The following is an 18,833-nucleotide window of genomic DNA, read 5'->3' as shown; positions in this document are numbered from 1 at the left end:
AAAAGTGTCATTCTGTTTATGGCGTTCTCTAAAGCTTGCTTTGTTACCTTCCACCTCCTTTTGTAACTAGACACCAGGCCAGAATAAATGAAACAGTTTCCCCTTGGGATGACCCCTAGGAGATAATTCTCAAGAAATATTGTAATCACCAATCACCAATTACCCATTACCCAACTGTCGTCTTTCTTCAATTTCTTGGGCTGAAATCATACTTTTGATTTTTTCGATATCTGCCATCATCAAAACTACCCCTTCTATTTCTTTGTCGATGAGGGGAGTGAGAGCAAGATAACATTTGATTTGTTTACCTCGGCGATTGGTAGCATCTAAAATCATTTCTTGGAAGTCTTTTTTACCAGATAGGGCATCACAGATAGGCGATCGCAATTGCTCGATTGATAAACCAATATCCAAACTGAAGAAAGATTTATTTATTACTTCGTCATTACGTAATCCCCACATCTCTTCTACTAAATGATTCCAAATTACGATGTCAAAACTTTTGTTAATTACTACAGTTCCTGTTTGTAGACTTCTAAGGATGGAAATTAAAAAAACATTTGTATGGTTGAGTTCTAAGGTGCGCTGACTTAACTCATAATTAATTGTCTGTAATTCTTCATTTGCAGATTGGAGTTCTTCGTTCATTGTCTCCAGTTCTTGATTAGTAGACTGGAGTTCTTCGTTGGTAGTTTCTAACTCTTCATTAGTAGACTGGAGTTCTTCGTTGGTGGTTTCTAATTCTTCATTAGTAGACTGGAGTTCTTCGTTAGTGGTTTCTAATTCTTGCCGAGAACGTTGCAGAGCTTCTTGGAGTTTAATATAACGGGTGACATCATGAAAGGCGATGGTAACACCGAGGAAGCTGAGATCAGAGTCTTGTAGAGGTATAATCCGCACATCCAAGTATTGGGTTTCTGAGTTAGATAAATAACGTTCTACATTGGTAATGATGATGAGACGGCGTTCGTTATATGCTCTTTCTATGAGCGATCGCAATTCTATCGGCCGATAGGAAAGTTCCAAATCCTGAAAGGGACGGTCTAAATCCTTGCTTGACAAACCAAACAAAGTTCGCGCTTGCTCGTTCATCATCACCAATAAGCCATTAATATCAATCACTACTTTGGCATTTGGTTCTGTATCAAATGCTAACTCTCGCAGTCGAAGATAGCGAGATAATCGGTGGCTAGATTCATCCTCGACTGAATGGGTCATAACCAAAAGGCGATCACGCACATTGGTTGTTGATACTCTCTTAAATATACGATTTTTTAAGTCTATAGGTGCAAACAAATTGGAATACATTGACAACATCTCTGCTTTACCCAAAAACAGATAGCCCTTGTCATTGAGGGCAAAATGAAACCGAGCCATAATCCGTCCCTGAGTCTCGGAATTGAAATACATCAGGGTGTTGCGACACACTAACAAGTCTAACCGAGAAATTGGCGCATCCTGAAGTAAATCATGACGACCAAAAATCACAGAACGGCGCAAGTCTTGGCGGAATAGATAATTATTTCCTAATAACTCAAAATACTTATCCCGCAGTTCTGGTGAAATAGCATGGATATTTTTAGCTGAATACACAGCTTGACGAGCCTGATATAGAGCTTCTTCATCTATATCTGTGGCATAGATTTTTACCCGGTGACGAAAATCCTCTGCTCCCAATGCTTCAGACATCAATATTGCTAGAGTATAAGCCTCTTCTCCAGAAGCACAACCAGCACACCAAATGCGAATCGGTTCACCACTTTTTTTATTTTTAATAATATCCGGTATTACTTGCTGTGCTAGGCATTCCCAAGCGGAAGCATCCCGAAAAAAGTCAGTAACATTAATCAAAATAGTATTGAATAGATAATTGAATTCTTGTGGGTAAACTTGTAAATAATCTATGTATTCCCCAAAGCTTTCTATGCTCAATGACTGCATCCGCTTGTTTACCCGACGCATCAAAGTTGAGCGTTTATAACCAGTGAAATCAAACCCCCGGTTCTGTCTCAAATAAATGAGTAGATTTTCAAAGTCGGGATTTGTGTCTGTGGAACTCATAGGTTGTCCAGGAAATCAGGATTCCTACAGATTAATTTTTTTGATGTGATAATCATAACTTTAATGAGGAGCAATTTAACCGGAAGCCATGACCAAATTTATCAAGGCTGAAGAAATATCTTCCTTTGGGAGGATGAAATCCACATTACCAGTTTGAATAGCAGCTAAAGGCATCCCCTTAAATTCAGCGGTTTTTTCATCTTCAGCGATGACGATACCACCCATTTTGTGAATAGCTTTTACCCCGATTGCACCATCAGAGCCATTTCCAGTTAATATAACTGCGATCGCCCGATCTTTGTAACTAGCTGCTACCGATTCAAATAACACATCAGCTGAGGGACGCAGAAAATGTACCTTTTCCGACTGAGACAAAGAAAGTGTACGATCACCGTTAACTAACAAATGATGGTTAGGAGGAGCAACATAAACTGCCCCTGGAGTCAGCTTATCTCCATCCTCTGCCTGTTTAACATCGAGAACAATATGACGACGGAGAATTTCTGCCATTAATGATCGAGATTTAGGATCAAGATGTTGGACTATCACAATTGCCGCTTTAAAATCAGTTGGTAAAGCCGATAAAACTTCAGTTATGGCTGTTAAACCACCCGCAGAAGCTGCCAGAGCCACAATATCGAAGCCAGCATGAGTAAAGTCAGGAATTTGATAATTATTGGTAAATTCTGACCGCGAAATCATGATTTTTAATTTATGACTATACCCGTTACTAATAGGATAAACAAATATGACATCATTTATCATCTATCCTTAAAAAACATGAGGCAGGCTTGCCCTGAGTTTCGACTTGTCTTCGACACACTACGTGAACGCTCAACTACCGCGTAGTCGAAGGGAATCAGGAGTGGTAGGGGCGAAGCATTCGGAAAATAGTCTTTGACAAAAACCGATCATTGAGCGCCCGAATGCTGATCCCGGATTTCTCACAAAGAAAGAGAAAATAGGGGTCAAAAACTGCCAAAATCTATATTGCACAAATATTCCAGCAGTTAAAGCATGACCCCAAATAATATAGATTGTATACCAGGACAGTTAAAAGTTAAACAAGTAAAGTCACGTCCAATCGTAGTCAATTTTCACAGTGAGACTGTAACATCAGATGCCGGAGTCAGTTTAATTGCGGAGCTAGACCGAAAGCGAAAAATTACATCACGCCTAACTGAATGTTTTAAAGATTACCGAGATGCCAATAGAATAGACCATTCAGTAAAAAGTCTCATTGGGCAGAGGATATATGGTTTAATAATGGGCTATGAAGACTTAAACGACCATGATGAACTACGCCACGACCCAATGTTTGTCCTAGCATTAGGGCAAATAATTGATTCAGGAAAAGAACTACCAATCCTTGCCGGAAAAAGTACATTAAATCGTCTCGAACATTGCCCAGAAAATGTCTCTTCAAAAGCTAATAGCAGATATCATCGGATTGAACATGATGGAGAAGCCATAGAAAAACTGCTGGTGGAAATATTTTTAGAATCTTATTCAAAACCACCACAGCAGATAATTTTAGATTTAGATGTAACGGATGATTTAGTCCACGGAAATCAAGAAGAAGCTTTCTTTAATCCTTATTATGGAGGATATTGTTATGCGCCCCTTTATATTTTTTGTGGACAGCATTTATTAGCTGCAAAACTTCGTTCTTCTAATGTAGATCCAGCATCTGGAGCATTGTCAGAATTGCAACGTGTAATTGAAAAAATCCGTTCCTGTTGGGTGAATGTCAAAATTCTTGTGCGTGGAGATAGTGCATATTCGAGAGAAGATATCATGAGTTGGTGCGAATCCCAAATAGGTGTTGATTACGTGTTTGGACTAGCACAAAATAGTCGGCTGCTCCAACTATCCCAATCAATTAAATACAGAGCATTTAAAGAATATTCGCAAAAACTTCAACCCGCAGTCGAGTTTTTTGAAACCTTATTTACGCCGTCATCAGACTTAAAGAAACAAGCAGCCGCAGTTGTTAATAGTTCGATTTGGTATTCTTCACTGGACTATAAAACTTTAGACTCCTGGAGTCGTAATCGTCGTGTTGTTGCCAAAGTTGAGTATAGTAGTGAAAGAATAAATACTCGTTTTGTTGTGACTTCATTGTCTACAAAAAAAGTACCTCCCGGAAAACTTTATACTCAAATATATTGTCCGCGAGGCAATATGGAAAATTGTTTTAAGGAACAAAAATTAGAACTCAAAAGTGACAGAACTAGTACTCATACATTCGCTGGAAATCAACTACGTCTTTGGTTTTCTGCTATCGCTTATGTTTTAATGAATGCTCTACGAAAGCAATATTTAGCAACAACCAAACTCAAAAATGCTACGGTGGGAACTATTAGGACAAAGTTATTGAAGCTAGGCGCAATTATCACTGTTAGTAGCCGAAAAGTTTTAATTTCAATTAGTAGCACTTGTCCCTACAAAGAAATTTTTGTTCTGGTCTACAATTATTTATCTCGTTCCTCCTGTCCTGGTTGATTTTCACCTGATTGAAATTATAGTTATTAGCTTGCTATTCGGGTGAATTTACTTGATTCAACCCTGGTTTTACTATGCCTATTTCTCTTTTTTAAGCTTTTTCTTCTCTGTATATGTTATATTTATTGTCTTTTATATATCTTTGTGTTTTCGGTTTATACGTTGCTTTACCCTGGGTTTAATTCTAAGCCAAAGATGTATCAATTAAACCTTCCTAAATTTTGCTTATGTCGATGATCTTTTCTCCCTTGTGAGAAATCCGGGTGATGCTTCCAGCACGCTACGCGAACGCCCGTACAGGGAGTCAGGGAGCAGAAGAGATAATTACGAATTACGAATTACGAATTACGAATTACGAATTACGAATTACGAATTACGAATTACGAATTACGAATTATTTCAATCTTCGCTTTCCAGCATTTTTTTAGCTTGCAAAAGTCTCTCCCTGTGTTCTTCACTAATAGTAGGATATTGTAAATTTAAATCTTGTAATTTTTTGCAGATAATCTCCGACACAACTAGACGCGTAAACCACTTGTGATCAGCAGGAATAATGTACCAAGGTGCAGCTTTAGTACTAGTGTGATTAAAAACTTGCTCATAAGCAGTCATATAATCATCCCAAAAACCTCGTTCTCGCACATCACTATCTGAAAATTTCCAATGTTTTTCTGGTGTTTCAATTCGATCTAAAAAGCGTTTTTTCTGTTCTTTTTTGGAGACATTTAGAAAAAATTTGAGGACAATAATGCCATTGTTTACCAAATATTTTTCAAAATTATTAATTTCTTCAAAACGCTGCTGCCATATTTTATTTTCCTGGGGGAAATAGTGCAGTTGTTGTTTTTCCAATATTTCTGGATGTACACGCACCACTAGCAGTTCTTCATAATATGAACGGTTGAATATGCCAATTCGTCCCCGTTCTGGTAAAGCCTTCATCGAGCGCCATAGGTAATCATGATCTAAGTCTTCATCACTCGGTGCTTTAAAACTAAAAACCTGACAACCTTGAGGATTTACCCCAGACATAACGTGTTTGATAGTGCTATCTTTACCAGCAGCATCCATTGCTTGAAAAATAATCAGCAAAGCATAAGTATTTTGAGCATAGAGAATATTTTGATAATTAGCGAGTTCTTTAATACCTGCCTCTAATTTTTTTTTCGCATCCTTTTTTTCATGAAACTCAGCTATATAACTGGGGTCATAATCATTTTTTAAAGAAATCTGAGAATTGGGAGAAACAATAAAAGGATCATGATTCATTTGCGATCGCACCTTAATCTAACTGCTGTAAAGATTATATCTAGCGTTTGCGGGGATAACGCATTGCTTCCCGACCAAGAATAAACATTCCTGCCACACCCAAACTAACATACCAAATATATTGATACCAATATTTTCGGATCTGCTGAACAGTAGTTAGTTCTGGATGTAAAGTATTTATGTATAGTAATAGTACCAAAATTAACAGCGCCCCAAACCCAACAAAAGTTAAACCAACATGAATTCTAGCAGGGTGCAATTCAAAATCGCTAATTTTCTGGATATCAATTTCTGCCAAATCCTGGAGTGACTCTTCTGCTAGAAACGAAGCAGATTGCAATCTTTGGCTTAGTTTTGGCGATAAAATTGGCTTGAGTGTAGCTACAGTAGGACGACGTAACCAAGCCTCAGTATCTCGTAGCAATTCTAGAGGCTTACGGGTATTAGTCAGTTGAGCAAATTTAATATCTTTTGTCGCAGTTGGGGTAGTAGCTTTGCTTTCAAACTCCATACAAACCACGCCTCAGAATAACCGATAATATAACTAGACTAGCGAATCATAGAGAAGATATGCAAACTTTACCCCCAAAAGTATAACAACAGAGGTTAATTAACAGTAGTCAAAAAGCTAACAATTGCTAACAATTAAACACTTATGCTTGCAGCCAAAGTCATACTTTCTATAAAAATGTTGGGTGTTTGGTATAGAATATAATCATGTTACTAGGATTCAAGACTCAATTAAAAGTCAACAAGCAGCAACGGCTACTACTGGCGCAACACGCAGGAGTAGCCAGACACGCTTGGAATCAAGGATTAGCATTATGTCAACAGGTTCTCATACATAATCGTACAAACCCTGAAGACCCTTCGGGTATGCCTCCGGCACGCCAAGGGCGAACGCAGTCGCCTACGGAGGGAGACCCTCTTGCAGCGCTGTCTCACAAAATCAAATTTCCTACCGCCATAGACTTGCATAAATGGTTAGTAGCAGCAGTTAAATCTAAGCATCCTTGGTATTATGAAGTATCTAAATGCGCTCCCCAATACGCATTAAGATATTTGTCAGATGCCTTTAAATCTTTTTTTAAGAAAACCAAAGGGTTTCCTAAATTCAAGAAAAAAGGTAGACATGATTCTTTTACATTAGATGGTGTAATTCATATTGACCATAAGAAGGTAAGAGTTCCTATAATTGGATGGATAAAAACTTATGAGATTTTACCTTGTGGATATAAACCCAAATCAGTCACAATTAGCAAACAAGCTGATCAGTGGTTTATCTCCTGGAAAATAGAAGTAGAAACTAGCCAAACCCCTAAAAAGCAAGAGTTTGTCGGAATTGACTTAGGAATAAATCATTTAGCCACATTATCAACAACAGAAGTATTTGATGGAGCAAAAAGTTATAAAAAGTATGAGTCTAAACTAGCAAGAATGCAATATCTGAACCGTCATCAACAAGTTGGTTCAAGTAATTATAAAAAAGCCCAAATTAAAATAGCGAGACTACACCAAAAAATAGCCAACATCAGGAAAGATACATTACATAAAATCACCACCTATATCAGCAAAAACCACGCGGTCACAGGAATGGAAGATTTGAATGTATCAGGAATGTTAGCTAATGGTAAACTATCTAAAGCTATAGCTGATATGGGATTTTATGAGTTTCGTCGTCAGCTAGAATACAAAACTCAACTATATGGTGGTAAGTTGATAGTTGTAGATAGATTTTATCCTAGTAGTAAAACTTGTTCTCATTGTGGCCAGAAAAAAACATCTCTATCACTGTCTCAAAGGGTATTTCAGTGTGATAACTGCGGTTTTGAGTGTGATAGAGATTTGAATGCTGCTATTAATTTAAGACAAGAAGCGGCTAGATTAGTCGTGTTAGTCTGTGGACTGGATTGTGCCGACACTTCCAGGATGAAACAGGAAGAAAAAGCGGACATTTGTTAGCTTTTTTGTATCGGAAACATCTCTCTGTGTTCCTCTGTGTTCCTCTGCGTTTACCTCCGCGTACCTCTGCGTTTCAAATCATGAAACTGCTGATTGCAACTTCTCCAGTTGTGTCAAAACTTCCGTACTGTGAATACTTGGATTCACCTTCACAAAAGTCTCACGGAGAACTCCCTGAGGATCGATAATAAAACTATGGCGCATAGATACATAACCAATCCAAGAACCATAAGCTTTACTGACTGCACCGTTAGTATCCGCCAACAGAGGGAATTTTAACCCCTCAGAATCACAAAATTCGGCGTGGGAATCAATATCATCAGCACTCACACCAATAATCTGAGTATTTTTATCTAGATATTTGGGTAAGTCTTGTTGAAAACGCCGTGCTTCAATAGTGCAACCAGAGGTGAAGTCTTTAGGATAAAAATACAAAACTACCCATTTACCGCGCAAATCAGAGAGGGAAATTTTGCCATCACCTGTGTTGGTAGGTAAAGTAAATTCAGGTGCTGGTTGGTTAATTGCAGGTAATTTACCACCCAAAGCTTGAGCAGAGGGGGTAAAATTCAACCAACTGATCAATGTAAAACAACTAGCAAATAAAATGCTGATAAAAGTGCGACGAGAAATCATTGTGCAAACCAGAATCAAAACTTTACACAAGTTTACATTTTTGTCTGGCCACTTATTCTGATTCTGGCTGAGATTCAATCGGATTTTCTGTACTTTCGATGTATTGGCTATCTATGAGGAAAGCACCTCTAGTAAAGCGCACTCCCCAATATCCTCCAGGGCGGCGGTCAAGGACTATACCTTCTTCACCAATGCTAATGACTTCAGGAGGGCGCAGCATAGGCATAGGATCAGCAGTTTTGACGTAGGGTGGTAAGGCGACGACACGGACTTTACTACCAATGGGAAATTCTTGGGTCATTTTGAACTGGTGACGTTATACTGCAAACGGGTGAAATCTGGACTTATGTCATACTGAGCGTAACGTAGTGCAGCGAAGTATCTCGGAGATTCTTCACTTCGTTCAGAATGACACTTTTAACCCGTTTTTAGTATAACTCCTAACTCTTCACTTTTAGCAGGAATTCGCTTAACTTTCTATTTTTACCTTCTATGGAAGGTTGATAAACTGAAGGAATTGAATTAAGTTCTGATATCACCAAATTTCCCCGTAGACAATCAATAAACCAAACCATGCCATTGACATTTCCACCACAGTACAACTTCTTACCTCGCTTTTCTCGACTGGCAAGTGTCAGTGTTTTTTCCAACATGATGGTTCCCCTTGCAGGTTTAGTTGATATTGCCTTCTTGGGACATTTGGCAGATATCCGCCACTTAGCGGGGGTTATCTTAGCAACTATTCTCTTCGATTACCTTTATCGGGTTTTAAAATTTCTGCGTTCTAGTACTAATGCCATGACGGCCCAAGCTGTTGGACTTGATGACCCCAAAGCTGTGCTGCTGGCGGGATTACGCAGTGCTGTGATTGCTTTAGCTGTTGGTTTACTGATTGTATTGCTGCAATACCCACTGCAAAAGATTGGATTTACTATTCTTAGTGGTTCCCCAGAGATTGAACTTTCGGGAGTTGATTATTTCTCTGCCCGGATTTGGGGCGCTCCTGCTGTTTTGCTGAACTTTGTGCTATTTGGTTGGTTTCTAGGGCGGGAAATGAATGGGGTAGTGCTGTTGATGTCTTTGGTGGGCAATGGTTCTAATGTGTTGCTGGACTATTTGATGATTGTCAAGTGGGGCTGGGAAAGTATGGGGGCCGGATTAGCAACAGCAATCAGTCAGTATCTGGCTTTAGTGATTGGTTTGGTTTGGGCTTGCTTTAGTATCGAGTGGCAAGTTTTACCAGCTGTCTGGGAAGAGATGTTTGATTGGGTGGCGCTCAAAGAGACTGTTGTACTTAATAGTAATATTCTGATCCGATTTTTGGCGCTGATTTCTGCCTACGCCATTTTTATGAATCTTAGTGCGCTAATGGGAACAACTTTTCTGGCAGAAAACGGGTTGCTGCTGCAAATTGCTTTTTTGAGTCAGTTTGCAGTTCAAGGTGTAGGAGTAACAACCCAAACTCTGACGGGCAACTTTAAGAGTAAAGGGAAGATAGAACAGATGAGTCCTTTGTTGATTGTTTCTATATTCAGCAGTTTGCTGATTGCATTAACTTTCGCCACTGTGTCTATTCTTTTCCCTGAGCAGGTTTTTGGGCTGTTGACTAATCATGCAGAGGTGAGTGGGGATATCACGAGTTATACGATTTGGTTACTACCTGTTTTAGTGATTACTGCGATCGCATTTATCTTAGAAGGATACTATATTGGCTTGAAGGAAGGAGCAATTTTACGTAACGCTGTCTTGCTCGCTTTTGGTATTGGTTTTGTTCCTGTAGCGATCGCAGCTTGGTATTTCCACAACAATCATCTACTATGGTCTGCGATCGTCTCGTACATGGCAACTATTATGGTAGTACTGGGAGTACAGCTACCTCAGACATTCGCTAAACAAAGTCTCCAAAATCAAGAAACCCTTCCCAGTTCATATCCTCAAAACGGCTAGAAATTTGACTTTTTGATAATACAAATAACAATTTCAAAGCCTCTCCCCGTTCACGGGGAGAGGTTTGGAGAGGGGCTCCATATTTAGTTAAACTATGAACCGTTTGCAGTATAAATTCAAATTAATTCTTGACTACACAAAACAATCCTTGCACATCAGTTAAAGATAATTGCCAAAGTAATTCCGGTTGCCAAGTATCTGGATCAAAATTAGATTGACAACCACGTTGATATGCTTTTTGTAGTCTTTCCCAAGTCAATTTTTTTGGATAATTGAGGTTTGTGTAAATCATTCGCAACAGTCCTAAACCCAACATTAGGTTAGCAACTGTAAATTTAGCTCCTAATAAAAATGCCTGTACTTCGGCTTCACCAATGGGGTCTGTAGCGTAACCGGTAAGAACGTGAACACCATCATGGAGTTGTTTGCGACGGGTTCCTGTAATGAAAGGTTGTAAGTTATTTTGATTCAGAAAATCTGCCCAAGTTCTGCCAAATGTACCATGAGGGAGCGATATCAATTTCTCTATATCTACTATTTGGGCAACATTTAATCCCTTTACCTCAGTAAAGCGATCTAATAAATCCAAAAACTTTTGAATGCGATGAGCAGAATTTGGTGAGTTGGTGAATGACTGCATCATAAATTTATTTAGGTATGAGATGGGCGGTTTTGCCCACCTGATATTATCTAAATTATTGTTTTAATTTGTTTGCAATTATTGGGAATTACGTTGTTGACGACGTGAACCCCGATTTGCTGACATTTGTTTGAGTTGTTCTTGCTGTGCTGGAGTCAGAACTGCTTGCATTTGCTGTTTTGATGACTCCTTAATTTCCCGCATTCTGGTTTTTTGGGCTTCAGTTAAATTCAACCCACCAAAACCATCCTTTTTCCATTGACCTCTACCTCTACCTTGACCTTGTGAACCCTGTTCTTTGCGTGCTTGCATTGCCGCTTTTAACTGTTCTTTTTGTTCTGCAGTGAGAACCTTGTCCATTTCTGCACGGGTATTGCGGCGAATTTCCTGCATTCTGGTTTTTTGTGCATCCGTCAGTCCCAGCTTTTGCCAAGGGCCTTTTTCTGAAAATTCTTTACCTGGTTGACGTGAAGGGGGGGTTTGTTGTGCTTGAGCGACAAAGGGGGTTGCAGTTAAAGTCAAAGCAAAAGCAGCAGCTATAAATGATAATGATTTGAGTTTCATAAATTACCTTGTATTTATTCCTGGTGGGTTGTCACCATCATAAAAAATTATTCTATTAACCACATGAGGCGAAAGTCACCTCTACACCCATGACTTTAGTCATAATTCAGCCATGATTAATGTAACTAGCTATAAATTAGAAATTATAGTAAGTGTATATAAGCAAAATATAGGAATCCTATTTAATTTTTGTGTAGGTAGGTGGGCAGAATAAAACCAAACTGTATAAGAGAACTCCACAAAAAAGATGATCCAATCTTGTGGGATGGGCATCCTGCCCGTCCTTGTATTATTAGCAGGCAAGACTTGTACTGATCTTGTCGATAGCGTAGCGTGGCGTTAGCCATAGGGCTGCCTTATCCCAACGACATTAACGCCAACCTACTTAGGGATGTATTGCAATACGCCACTTATCCCCCTTGTGTGACTTAGGCACAATTATAAATTACAAATTAATTATGACTCGTTCTATTCAAATTCATAATCATCCTTTTCGTTTTCTGCTTTATTTAGAGTGGGTATTGCTAGGACTTTCGGCATTATTTGCAATCATGCCATCTCCATCACCCCGATTTGCTGTCAGCTTCCCAGAATTAACAATTTGCAGCTTGGCTTTATTTGGTGTGATGGGCTTAAGGTTGCCAACCCAAAATAAATTTATTAAAGTTTTATATACTGCTAGTGAAGTATTATTAATTTTAATTACTGGTTTTTTTGGTGGAAAAACTACTAGATTTTTTCCATTTCTCTATCTAATTTTAGTCACTCGTAGTTGCTTAATTTTTCAATTACCAGGGCGGTTAGCAGTTACTTTTTTATCATTTGTACTATTTTTGATTACTCTGAGAAATCGTGTAATACCTTTTAGATTACCACCTTTAGCACAAGAAAGATTTCGTTTTTTTAGTTTTAGTTTAGCTGTTTTATTTGGTTTGAGTTTAGTATTTGTTTTACTATTAATGAATGCAGTTTTATCCGAACGTCAAAGTCGAGATAAACTAGAAAGAGCTAACGAAAAACTTCGTCAATATGCTCTGCAAATTGAAAATCAAGCTACTTTAGAAGAACGTAACCGTATTGCTAGAGAAATTCATGATTCATTAGGACATTCTCTGACGGCTTTAAATCTACAATTAGAAACTGCTTTAAAACTTTCTAAATCTGATATGCCCAGAGCTATGACATTTTTAGCAACGGCGAAAGAACTAGGCTCAAAAGCATTACAAGATGTACGTCAATCAGTTTCTACTATGAGATCGCACCCCTTGCAAGAGAAATCATTAGAACAGGCAATTGTGATTCTCTCAGAAGATTTTCAACGTTCTAATGGCATTTTACCAAATTGCAAAATTTCCTTAGAAGATCCCTTTCCAATGGAAATGAGTACGCCAATTTACCGAATTATTCAAGAGTCTTTAACAAATATATCTAAATATGCACAAGCTTCAGAAGTGAAATTAGAATTAACTACAACCACCAAAATTTTTAAGTTAATAGTTGAAGATAACGGCAGAGGTTTTGATATTCAACAGAATACTACTGGGTTTGGTTTGCAAAGTATGCGCGATCGCACTTTAGCACTAGGAGGTGAGTTTATCATTAACTCTGCCCATGATGCTGGTTGTCAAATTATAGTTACTATCCCCTTACCCAAATGGAAACAATGATTAGAGTCTTACTTGTAGATGATCAAGGTTTAATTCGTCAAGGTTTAAGAGCATTATTAGAATTAGAAACAGATTTAGAAATAGTCGGAGAAGCCGAAAACGGTGAAATTGCCATTAATTTGGTTACACAATTACAGCCAGATGTAGTTTTGATGGATATCAGAATGCCTATCATGGACGGAGTTGCAGCTACAAAAGAAATTCAAAAACAGTTTCCCTGCACCAAAATTTTAGTATTGACCACTTTTGATGATGATGAATATGTAAAAGCAGCCTTACAGAATGGTGCAATGGGTTATTTGCTTAAAGATACACCTTCAGAAGAGTTAGCTGTTGCCATTCGCGCTGTTGATAAAGGATATTCCCAACTAGGTCCAGGAATAGTCAAAAAACTCGTGACTCAATTTCTAGCCAATGCACCCATTTCCAGCCCATCTGTGCCACCGAGTTTAGCAGAACTCACACCTAGAGAAAAAGAAGTTTTGCAGCTAATAGCCACAGGTGCTAGTAACCGAGAAATTGCACAGGAACTCTACATTTCTGAAGGAACAGTCAAAAATCATGTTACGAACATTTTAAACCGATTAAATTTGCGCGATCGCACTCAAGCCGCTATTCTTGCCAATACATACTCATCTTACTTAGAACAAGATACGTAATTTCCGTATTACCTATATTTCAAAAATTACTAGTGTTTATTTATAGTTGGGATGTATAGCATATTTTCCAGTAACCAGCATTTTTATTGTCAAAAATTAATACATAATGAGCAATACCAGACCATAATCTGCAATTACTAAGCTTGAGATTAAATCCCACATTCTTTACCCTGTAATAGTCTCAAAGCTTGAGCCAAGAATAGTAATCTGTTATATTTGCTTAACTTATGACAGCTATAACAAAAACTAAATTCAGTAAATTCTCGGTATTATCTTAACCCTTCATTCAGCATAATTGAGTCAATAGGAAATCAGGGGAAACGCATCCATTTACACAGTTTCACTTTTGCGAAAACATAATTTGGAAAGCTAATTTTTTCCTACTAGCCTAGAGATTCTACTCATAACTCCCTAATTACAAAACTCTAGTCGTCAAACTCACATGGAGATTTAAATATGCCAGATGTATTGCGAAAACAACTAGGCAATTTTAGCAGCATTGTCTGCTTTAAATCAGTAATTGTAGGCATGGAAGATGCTCTGGGGGAAAAAGCTACAGCCATTGCTTTAACTACAGCAGGTCGTGCGCGGGGTAAAAAACTAGCAGAAGAACTGGGTTTAGTTGCATCTTTAGATTCTTTAGATAGTGTAGCAGCCAAATTGTCCCAAGCCTTAGGTCTGGATGGTACTAGGTTGTGCATTGTTGATAAAATTGTTGCCGATGGAGATGTCATTAAAGTCTACACATCTGAAACCGTGTGTTCTGCGGGTGAACCGCTAAATTCAGAACGCAAGTGTACATTTACAATGGGTGCAGTTTGGGGCGCTTTAGAACAAGTACTTAATAAGCGTTTTAGAGGAGTGCATACCGAATCCGTATTAAGGGGAGGTAATTACGACGTATTTGAATTTACCCCTTTAGGCTAAATCTTGTCTAATTAAATCCAAAATCGAGATTATTTAATTCGACATTACGAAAATTTCTTACTCACTTTCAAATTCAACACAACGGAGACAATTATATGGCTATTAATACAGAAAAACTGGGCATGATTTTGCAAAACTTTGTAGCTGCGACAACAGATGTTCAAGGAGCAGCACTTGTTACCCCAGATGGTCTACCTTTAGCAGCCAGTTTACCTGGTGGAATGGACGAAGAACGGGTATCAGCAATGTCAGCATCCATGCTATCTTTAGGTGAAAGAATTGGGATTGAGTTAGCTAGAGGTACAGTTGACCGCATCTTTGTAGAAGGTAAGAAAGGCTTTGGCATCTTAACTGGTTGTGGTGAAGATGCAGTCTTCCTAGTTTTAGCCAGTGAATCTGCTAAACAGGGAGTATTAATGCTAGAAATCAAACGAGTTCTCCAAGAACTAAAACTAGTTTTAAGCTAAATGATCCATGCATCAGCCAACTCAATCCAAGTTCCCTGGCAAGAAAATGCTGGTTAAACTAGGGAACTTTCTATCCATTATTCAACAACTGTCAAAACCATTGAGGAGTTTGTTTACGTTAGTGAGTCATCAATCATTTATTTGTTTATTTATGGAGTAAATAAACATGGAAGTTATGCGCTTGATCGTCACGGGTTCGGTAGGAGCGGGCAAATCCACTTTTATCCGTTCTGTCAGTGAAATTGAAGTCGTAGATACAGATACCCGTGCAACTGATGAAACAGCGTTGCTAAAACAAAAAACCACGGTGGCCTTTGACTTTGGTCGGCTGCAATTTGGTCCTGACATGGCTTTACACCTTTATGGTACACCTGGTCAGTCTCGTTTTGATTTTATGTGGGATATATTGATTCGCAAAGCCCATGCATATATCTTACTAATAGCAGCACATCGAGCTAGAGAATTCCGCCAGGCCCGCAAAATTCTCAACTTTATGGAAGAACGGGCTCAGGTTCCCATGATCATTGGTCTAACACATACCGATTGTCCAGGAGCTTGGTCTGAAGAAGATGTATACCTTGCCATTGGATATGTTAATGAAGCTCAAAGACCACCTATGGTCAGAGTCAATCCCAACGAAGGAGACTCTGTAGCAGAGGCAGTCATTGCTCTAGTACAGTGCTTGATGGAAAGTTGTACAGTGTAATCTATCTCATTAATCTTGGTTATTTTAGGAATATTCCCTAAATTAAATAAGAAGTTTTTGAGGTTAAATATCGGAATATTTTTATTCTGATTTGTTAAATATTTAGATCCTTTTATGAAGGAGGTAAATTATGACTATTACTGGTAACTTTGCAGATTTTTCCTTGCCCGAACTACTTCAGTTTTTAGATCAAGGAAAAAAAACAGGTCTACTTTACATTGAGTTTTTACCTGACGCAAATGAGAATGGAAAAAAACAAGTTTATTATATCTGGTTGCATCAAGGTCGTGTAGTCAGCGCAGCTGATCGCTTAGACCAACAAGGCTTAACATTAATGATTGCCCAAAGAGGGTGGATAAGTGAGCGCGTAATCTCCAGAGTCACTCAAATTTCTTCTTGTTTTATCAATTCACCATTGGGGTTATGCTTAAAATCCCAGGGACTGGTACAACCAGAACAATTGAAACTGCTATTTAATAGCCAAGTACTACGTCCAGTATGCTCCTTATTCCAAGTCAAAGATGCTCTGTTTAGATTTGAGCCGACATCATCTTTGCCTTTGGGGGAAATGACTGGTCTAAGTATGTCTGCAACCGAGGTGATATTAATTGGCTTACGTGCGCTACGAGATTGGACGGCTTTAGAAGAAAAGCTCCCAGATCCAACTTCCGGTTTGTCAGGTTTGATGGTGAAACAGCCCAAAATGCAGTTAAATGCTCAAGAATGGCAAGTGTGGGAATTTGTCAACGGACAAGTTTCTTTACAACATATTGCCAATCAACTGACAATTCCTATAAAAACTGTACAGCAAATTGCTTTTCGATTGATTGTCGTTGGTTTAGCAGAAGAGTATTTTATGGTTGCTGCTACACCCACATTCACTCTAGAAGAGTCTCTTTCTACCGCAACTCCTGTAGTCACTTTTCCCGAACCAGTTCAGGAACTTGTACCTGTAACTAAACCTATAGAAAAGCCAGCAGAAAAGTCATCTGTTAGTCAATCATTTCTCAAAAATTTAGTTGGGTTTCTACGCAGTAAAACATCATAATTCCAAAAACAATTTTGGTATTTTATCGTGGGCAAAAATTAATAATCAAAAATTTATATTTTTGCAACTCTCTCAAATAGCGTAATCTTAAACTATACTCTTATCCAGAGCATACACAAGACTTAATTCAACGAATAGTAAACAGTAATAACTTCAACCACAACTATTTTTTAAAGGGGTTAATTATGGCTATTGAACCTACCGCTTTTATGATCAAAATGGAAACAAGAATTGGTTTAACTTCTGAAGATAAATCTATTCTTAAATCCCATGCTGACTGGGGACTAGCAAATGCTTCCACAATGGCTGATCACTTCTATGCTTATCTGGGACGTGATGAAGAAATGAATGCCATTTTAAATCAAAGTGAGGGACGAATTCACCGTTTACATGAAACATTTATTCAATGGTTTCATCAAATGTTTACGGGAATGGATGATTGGGGTAAAGGCTATGCTGATTGTCGTTGGCATATTGGGCTTGTTCATGTGAAGATTGGAATTGCCCCTCAGCACGTAGTTCCAGCTATGGCAGTTGTCGTCCATGAAGTTGGTAAAAAGCTCAGACTTGATGGCAAGTCAGAGGGCTTACAAGAAGCATTAGGTAGAATTTGTATGATTGATTTAGCTTTTATTGAGCAAGCTTATGTAGAAGTTTCTTCATCTGCTGTACTTAGAGAAACTGGTTGGTCAGAAGCTTTATTCAAACGTCTCATTGCTACTGGTGCATCTAGTATGTAAGCCAATCTGAGTTATGAAAACTTGTTGCATCTAGCAAGCAATATACACAAGCCCTGGGTAATATATGTCCAGGGCTTTATTTTTTTATACAGCAAATTGCAACTTAGTGAGGTACAAATTATCCTAGGGGTGAATGGCTATTTGCCCCTACTTCATTTACCTAAAAAACGCTGTATATGTTGCTAAATCGAGAAAAAATAGAATTTTATTTAACAGACCTAGAAACACCAATTGGTAAAACAATTAATTTAACTATTGCAATTCTAATTTTATTATCATCAGGAATTTTTGTCGCGGAAACTTATAACATTTCTAATGATGCTCGCTTGGAGCTTAGAGCATTAGATACTTGTATATTGATAATTTTTGCTGTGGAATATTTACTGCGTTTATGGAGTGCAGAAAATAAATTCAAGTATATATTTAGTTTTTATTCAATTATTGATTTAATGGCGATTTTACCATCTTTTGTTGGTTTGGTAGATATCAGTTTTATCCGCTTATTGCGATGGTTCAGAATTTTGCGATTAATTAGGTTTATAGATAAAAGATTCTTCATTGGTAGTATAAGTAGTGAAGATGGTGTAATTTTTGCACGAATATTATTTACTCTATTTGCAATTGTTTTTGTTTATTCTGGTTTAATTTACCAAGTTGAACATCCAGTTAATCCACAAAATTTTGGAACTTTTTTGGATGCTTTTTATTTTTCAGTAGTGACAATGACAACGGTGGGATTTGGAGATGTCACACCAATTTCTGAATTAGGTCGTTTGCTGACAGTGTTGATGATTTTAACAGGAGTAGGTTTGATTCCTTGGCAAGTGGGAGATTTAATTAAGCGGTTGGTAAAAACTGCAAATCAGGTAGAAAAGATTTGTGAAAATTGTGGTTTGGCTTTTCATGATCTAGATGCTGAATTTTGTAAAAGGTGCGGTACTAAGTTGCCTATAAAAAAGGTTGATTAAGGCGTAATTATCAATGATCATAGATATTTTTTCGTAAAAGCTGTGACTCCTAATGTAGAACTTTAAC

Annotated in this window: 20 protein-coding genes; 11 read left to right on the top strand and 9 right to left on the bottom strand. The window is 38.1% G+C overall.

Annotated features, from left to right (window positions below):
* Window positions 1-159 precede the first annotated feature (159 nt).
* Together ACSQ6I_RS17610 and ACSQ6I_RS17605 are read right to left on the bottom strand one after the other, a co-directional pair.
* Window positions 160-2,061 (bottom strand): CheR family methyltransferase, encoded by a 1,902-nt coding sequence (locus tag ACSQ6I_RS17610; protein WP_438891590.1) that lies wholly within the window; start codon window positions 2,059-2,061, stop codon window positions 160-162.
* 75 nt (window positions 2,062-2,136) lie between these two features.
* Window positions 2,137-2,763, bottom strand: a complete 627-nt coding sequence (locus tag ACSQ6I_RS17605; protein ID WP_438891589.1) for a chemotaxis protein CheB — start codon at window positions 2,761-2,763, stop codon at window positions 2,137-2,139.
* A 315-nt stretch (window positions 2,764-3,078) separates the two neighbouring features.
* Between ACSQ6I_RS17605 and ACSQ6I_RS17600 the strand changes: the two genes are divergently transcribed.
* A complete protein-coding gene (locus tag ACSQ6I_RS17600; protein WP_438891588.1) occupies window positions 3,079-4,566 on the top strand; it encodes an IS1380 family transposase in 1,488 nt (495 codons plus the stop codon).
* A 399-nt stretch (window positions 4,567-4,965) separates the two neighbouring features.
* Here ACSQ6I_RS17600 and ACSQ6I_RS17595 read toward each other — a convergent pair whose 3' ends face one another.
* Together ACSQ6I_RS17595 and ACSQ6I_RS17590 are read right to left on the bottom strand one after the other, a co-directional pair.
* Window positions 4,966-5,835: a polyphosphate kinase 2 family protein gene (locus ACSQ6I_RS17595; protein WP_438891587.1), complete on the bottom strand. Its 870-nt coding sequence runs from the start codon at window positions 5,833-5,835 to the stop codon at window positions 4,966-4,968.
* A 40-nt stretch (window positions 5,836-5,875) separates the two neighbouring features.
* A complete protein-coding gene (locus ACSQ6I_RS17590) occupies window positions 5,876-6,346 on the bottom strand; it encodes a hypothetical protein (protein ID WP_438891586.1) in 471 nt (156 codons plus the stop codon).
* 206 nt (window positions 6,347-6,552) lie between these two features.
* Between ACSQ6I_RS17590 and ACSQ6I_RS17585 the strand changes: the two genes are divergently transcribed.
* Window positions 6,553-7,797, top strand: a complete 1,245-nt coding sequence (locus ACSQ6I_RS17585) for an RNA-guided endonuclease InsQ/TnpB family protein (RefSeq protein WP_438891585.1) — start codon at window positions 6,553-6,555, stop codon at window positions 7,795-7,797.
* Between the two features lie 78 nt (window positions 7,798-7,875).
* Here ACSQ6I_RS17585 and ACSQ6I_RS17580 read toward each other — a convergent pair whose 3' ends face one another.
* From ACSQ6I_RS17580 to ACSQ6I_RS17570, 3 genes are all read right to left on the bottom strand, one after another.
* Window positions 7,876-8,433 (bottom strand): peroxiredoxin, encoded by a 558-nt coding sequence (locus tag ACSQ6I_RS17580; RefSeq protein ID WP_438891584.1) that lies wholly within the window; start codon window positions 8,431-8,433, stop codon window positions 7,876-7,878.
* 52 nt (window positions 8,434-8,485) lie between these two features.
* Complete coding sequence (sipA, locus tag ACSQ6I_RS17575) at window positions 8,486-8,734, bottom strand: regulatory protein SipA (RefSeq protein ID WP_438891583.1); 249 nt, start codon at window positions 8,732-8,734, stop codon at window positions 8,486-8,488.
* A gap of 139 nt (window positions 8,735-8,873) precedes the next feature.
* Entirely contained in the window at window positions 8,874-9,086 is a 213-nt protein-coding gene (locus tag ACSQ6I_RS17570; RefSeq protein WP_438891803.1) for a hypothetical protein, read from the bottom strand.
* Here ACSQ6I_RS17570 and gntT point away from each other — a divergent pair.
* The gene (gene gntT, locus ACSQ6I_RS17565) at window positions 9,007-10,380 is read left to right on the top strand and encodes a guanitoxin biosynthesis MATE family efflux transporter GntT (RefSeq protein ID WP_438891582.1); all 1,374 of its coding nucleotides are present in this window, start codon (window positions 9,007-9,009) and stop codon (window positions 10,378-10,380) included. The genes ACSQ6I_RS17570 and gntT overlap by 80 nt on opposite strands.
* A 121-nt stretch (window positions 10,381-10,501) precedes the next feature.
* On the opposite strand, the gene ACSQ6I_RS17560 is transcribed toward gntT, so the two are convergent.
* Complete coding sequence (locus ACSQ6I_RS17560) at window positions 10,502-11,023, bottom strand: hypothetical protein (RefSeq protein ID WP_438891581.1); 522 nt, start codon at window positions 11,021-11,023, stop codon at window positions 10,502-10,504.
* A gap of 75 nt (window positions 11,024-11,098) precedes the next feature.
* Complete coding sequence (locus tag ACSQ6I_RS17555) at window positions 11,099-11,584, bottom strand: Spy/CpxP family protein refolding chaperone (RefSeq protein ID WP_438891580.1); 486 nt, start codon at window positions 11,582-11,584, stop codon at window positions 11,099-11,101.
* Between the two features lie 458 nt (window positions 11,585-12,042).
* On the opposite strand from ACSQ6I_RS17555, the gene ACSQ6I_RS17550 reads away from it, so the two are divergent.
* The 8 genes from ACSQ6I_RS17550 (at window position 12,043) to ACSQ6I_RS17515 (ending at window position 18,766) form a co-directional block, all read left to right on the top strand.
* The gene (locus ACSQ6I_RS17550; RefSeq protein WP_438891579.1) at window positions 12,043-13,251 is read left to right on the top strand and encodes a sensor histidine kinase; all 1,209 of its coding nucleotides are present in this window, start codon (window positions 12,043-12,045) and stop codon (window positions 13,249-13,251) included.
* Window positions 13,248-13,910 carry a response regulator gene (locus tag ACSQ6I_RS17545; protein WP_438891578.1) on the top strand — a complete coding sequence of 221 codons (663 nt, stop codon included), beginning with the start codon at window positions 13,248-13,250 and terminating at the stop codon, window positions 13,908-13,910. Before ACSQ6I_RS17550 ends, ACSQ6I_RS17545 begins: the two co-directional genes overlap by 4 nt.
* A 456-nt stretch (window positions 13,911-14,366) precedes the next feature.
* Entirely contained in the window at window positions 14,367-14,837 is a 471-nt protein-coding gene (locus tag ACSQ6I_RS17540) for a hydrocarbon-binding protein (RefSeq protein WP_438891577.1), read from the top strand.
* Between the two features lie 95 nt (window positions 14,838-14,932).
* Window positions 14,933-15,304: a roadblock/LC7 domain-containing protein gene (locus tag ACSQ6I_RS17535; protein WP_323312509.1), complete on the top strand. Its 372-nt coding sequence runs from the start codon at window positions 14,933-14,935 to the stop codon at window positions 15,302-15,304.
* Between the two features lie 166 nt (window positions 15,305-15,470).
* Complete coding sequence (locus ACSQ6I_RS17530; RefSeq protein WP_438891576.1) at window positions 15,471-16,010, top strand: GTP-binding protein; 540 nt, start codon at window positions 15,471-15,473, stop codon at window positions 16,008-16,010.
* 130 nt (window positions 16,011-16,140) lie between these two features.
* A complete protein-coding gene (locus ACSQ6I_RS17525; protein ID WP_438891575.1) occupies window positions 16,141-17,058 on the top strand; it encodes a DUF4388 domain-containing protein in 918 nt (305 codons plus the stop codon).
* A 185-nt stretch (window positions 17,059-17,243) separates the two neighbouring features.
* Window positions 17,244-17,798, top strand: coding sequence for a protoglobin domain-containing protein (locus tag ACSQ6I_RS17520; RefSeq protein ID WP_438891574.1), 555 nt, complete (start codon window positions 17,244-17,246; stop codon window positions 17,796-17,798).
* 176 nt (window positions 17,799-17,974) lie between these two features.
* Window positions 17,975-18,766, top strand: coding sequence for an ion transporter (locus ACSQ6I_RS17515; RefSeq protein ID WP_438891573.1), 792 nt, complete (start codon window positions 17,975-17,977; stop codon window positions 18,764-18,766).
* Window positions 18,767-18,833 lie beyond the last annotated feature (67 nt).

It is taken from the genome of Anabaena sp. WFMT (assembly GCF_051781005.1).
Classification (GTDB): Bacteria; Cyanobacteriota; Cyanobacteriia; order Cyanobacteriales; family Nostocaceae; genus Anabaena.
This window is presented reverse-complemented; position numbering and strand designations above follow the sequence as displayed.

Bases quoted from the DNA above. Each gene is read 5' to 3' on its own strand.
- ACSQ6I_RS17595 (WP_438891587.1), bottom strand. From the start codon at position 5,835: ATGAATCATGATCCTTTTATTGTTTCTCCCAATTCTCAGATTTCTTTA.
- ACSQ6I_RS17610 (WP_438891590.1), bottom strand. From the start codon at position 2,061: ATGAGTTCCACAGACACAAATCCCGACTTTGAAAATCTACTCATTTAT.
- ACSQ6I_RS17560 (WP_438891581.1), bottom strand. From the start codon at position 11,023: ATGATGCAGTCATTCACCAACTCACCAAATTCTGCTCATCGCATTCAA.
- ACSQ6I_RS17535 (WP_323312509.1), top strand. From the start codon at position 14,933: ATGGCTATTAATACAGAAAAACTGGGCATGATTTTGCAAAACTTTGTA.
- ACSQ6I_RS17545 (WP_438891578.1), top strand. From the start codon at position 13,248: ATGATTAGAGTCTTACTTGTAGATGATCAAGGTTTAATTCGTCAAGGT.
- sipA (WP_438891583.1), bottom strand. From the start codon at position 8,734: ATGACCCAAGAATTTCCCATTGGTAGTAAAGTCCGTGTCGTCGCCTTA.
- ACSQ6I_RS17515 (WP_438891573.1), top strand. From the start codon at position 17,975: ATGTTGCTAAATCGAGAAAAAATAGAATTTTATTTAACAGACCTAGAA.
- ACSQ6I_RS17555 (WP_438891580.1), bottom strand. From the start codon at position 11,584: ATGAAACTCAAATCATTATCATTTATAGCTGCTGCTTTTGCTTTGACT.
- ACSQ6I_RS17590 (WP_438891586.1), bottom strand. From the start codon at position 6,346: ATGGAGTTTGAAAGCAAAGCTACTACCCCAACTGCGACAAAAGATATT.
- ACSQ6I_RS17580 (WP_438891584.1), bottom strand. From the start codon at position 8,433: ATGATTTCTCGTCGCACTTTTATCAGCATTTTATTTGCTAGTTGTTTT.
- ACSQ6I_RS17570 (WP_438891803.1), bottom strand. From the start codon at position 9,086: ATGTTGGAAAAAACACTGACACTTGCCAGTCGAGAAAAGCGAGGTAAG.
- gntT (WP_438891582.1), top strand. From the start codon at position 9,007: ATGCCATTGACATTTCCACCACAGTACAACTTCTTACCTCGCTTTTCT.
- ACSQ6I_RS17600 (WP_438891588.1), top strand. From the start codon at position 3,079: ATGACCCCAAATAATATAGATTGTATACCAGGACAGTTAAAAGTTAAA.
- ACSQ6I_RS17605 (WP_438891589.1), bottom strand. From the start codon at position 2,763: ATGATTTCGCGGTCAGAATTTACCAATAATTATCAAATTCCTGACTTT.
- ACSQ6I_RS17585 (WP_438891585.1), top strand. From the start codon at position 6,553: ATGTTACTAGGATTCAAGACTCAATTAAAAGTCAACAAGCAGCAACGG.
- ACSQ6I_RS17550 (WP_438891579.1), top strand. From the start codon at position 12,043: ATGACTCGTTCTATTCAAATTCATAATCATCCTTTTCGTTTTCTGCTT.
- ACSQ6I_RS17530 (WP_438891576.1), top strand. From the start codon at position 15,471: ATGGAAGTTATGCGCTTGATCGTCACGGGTTCGGTAGGAGCGGGCAAA.
- ACSQ6I_RS17520 (WP_438891574.1), top strand. From the start codon at position 17,244: ATGGCTATTGAACCTACCGCTTTTATGATCAAAATGGAAACAAGAATT.
- ACSQ6I_RS17540 (WP_438891577.1), top strand. From the start codon at position 14,367: ATGCCAGATGTATTGCGAAAACAACTAGGCAATTTTAGCAGCATTGTC.
- ACSQ6I_RS17525 (WP_438891575.1), top strand. From the start codon at position 16,141: ATGACTATTACTGGTAACTTTGCAGATTTTTCCTTGCCCGAACTACTT.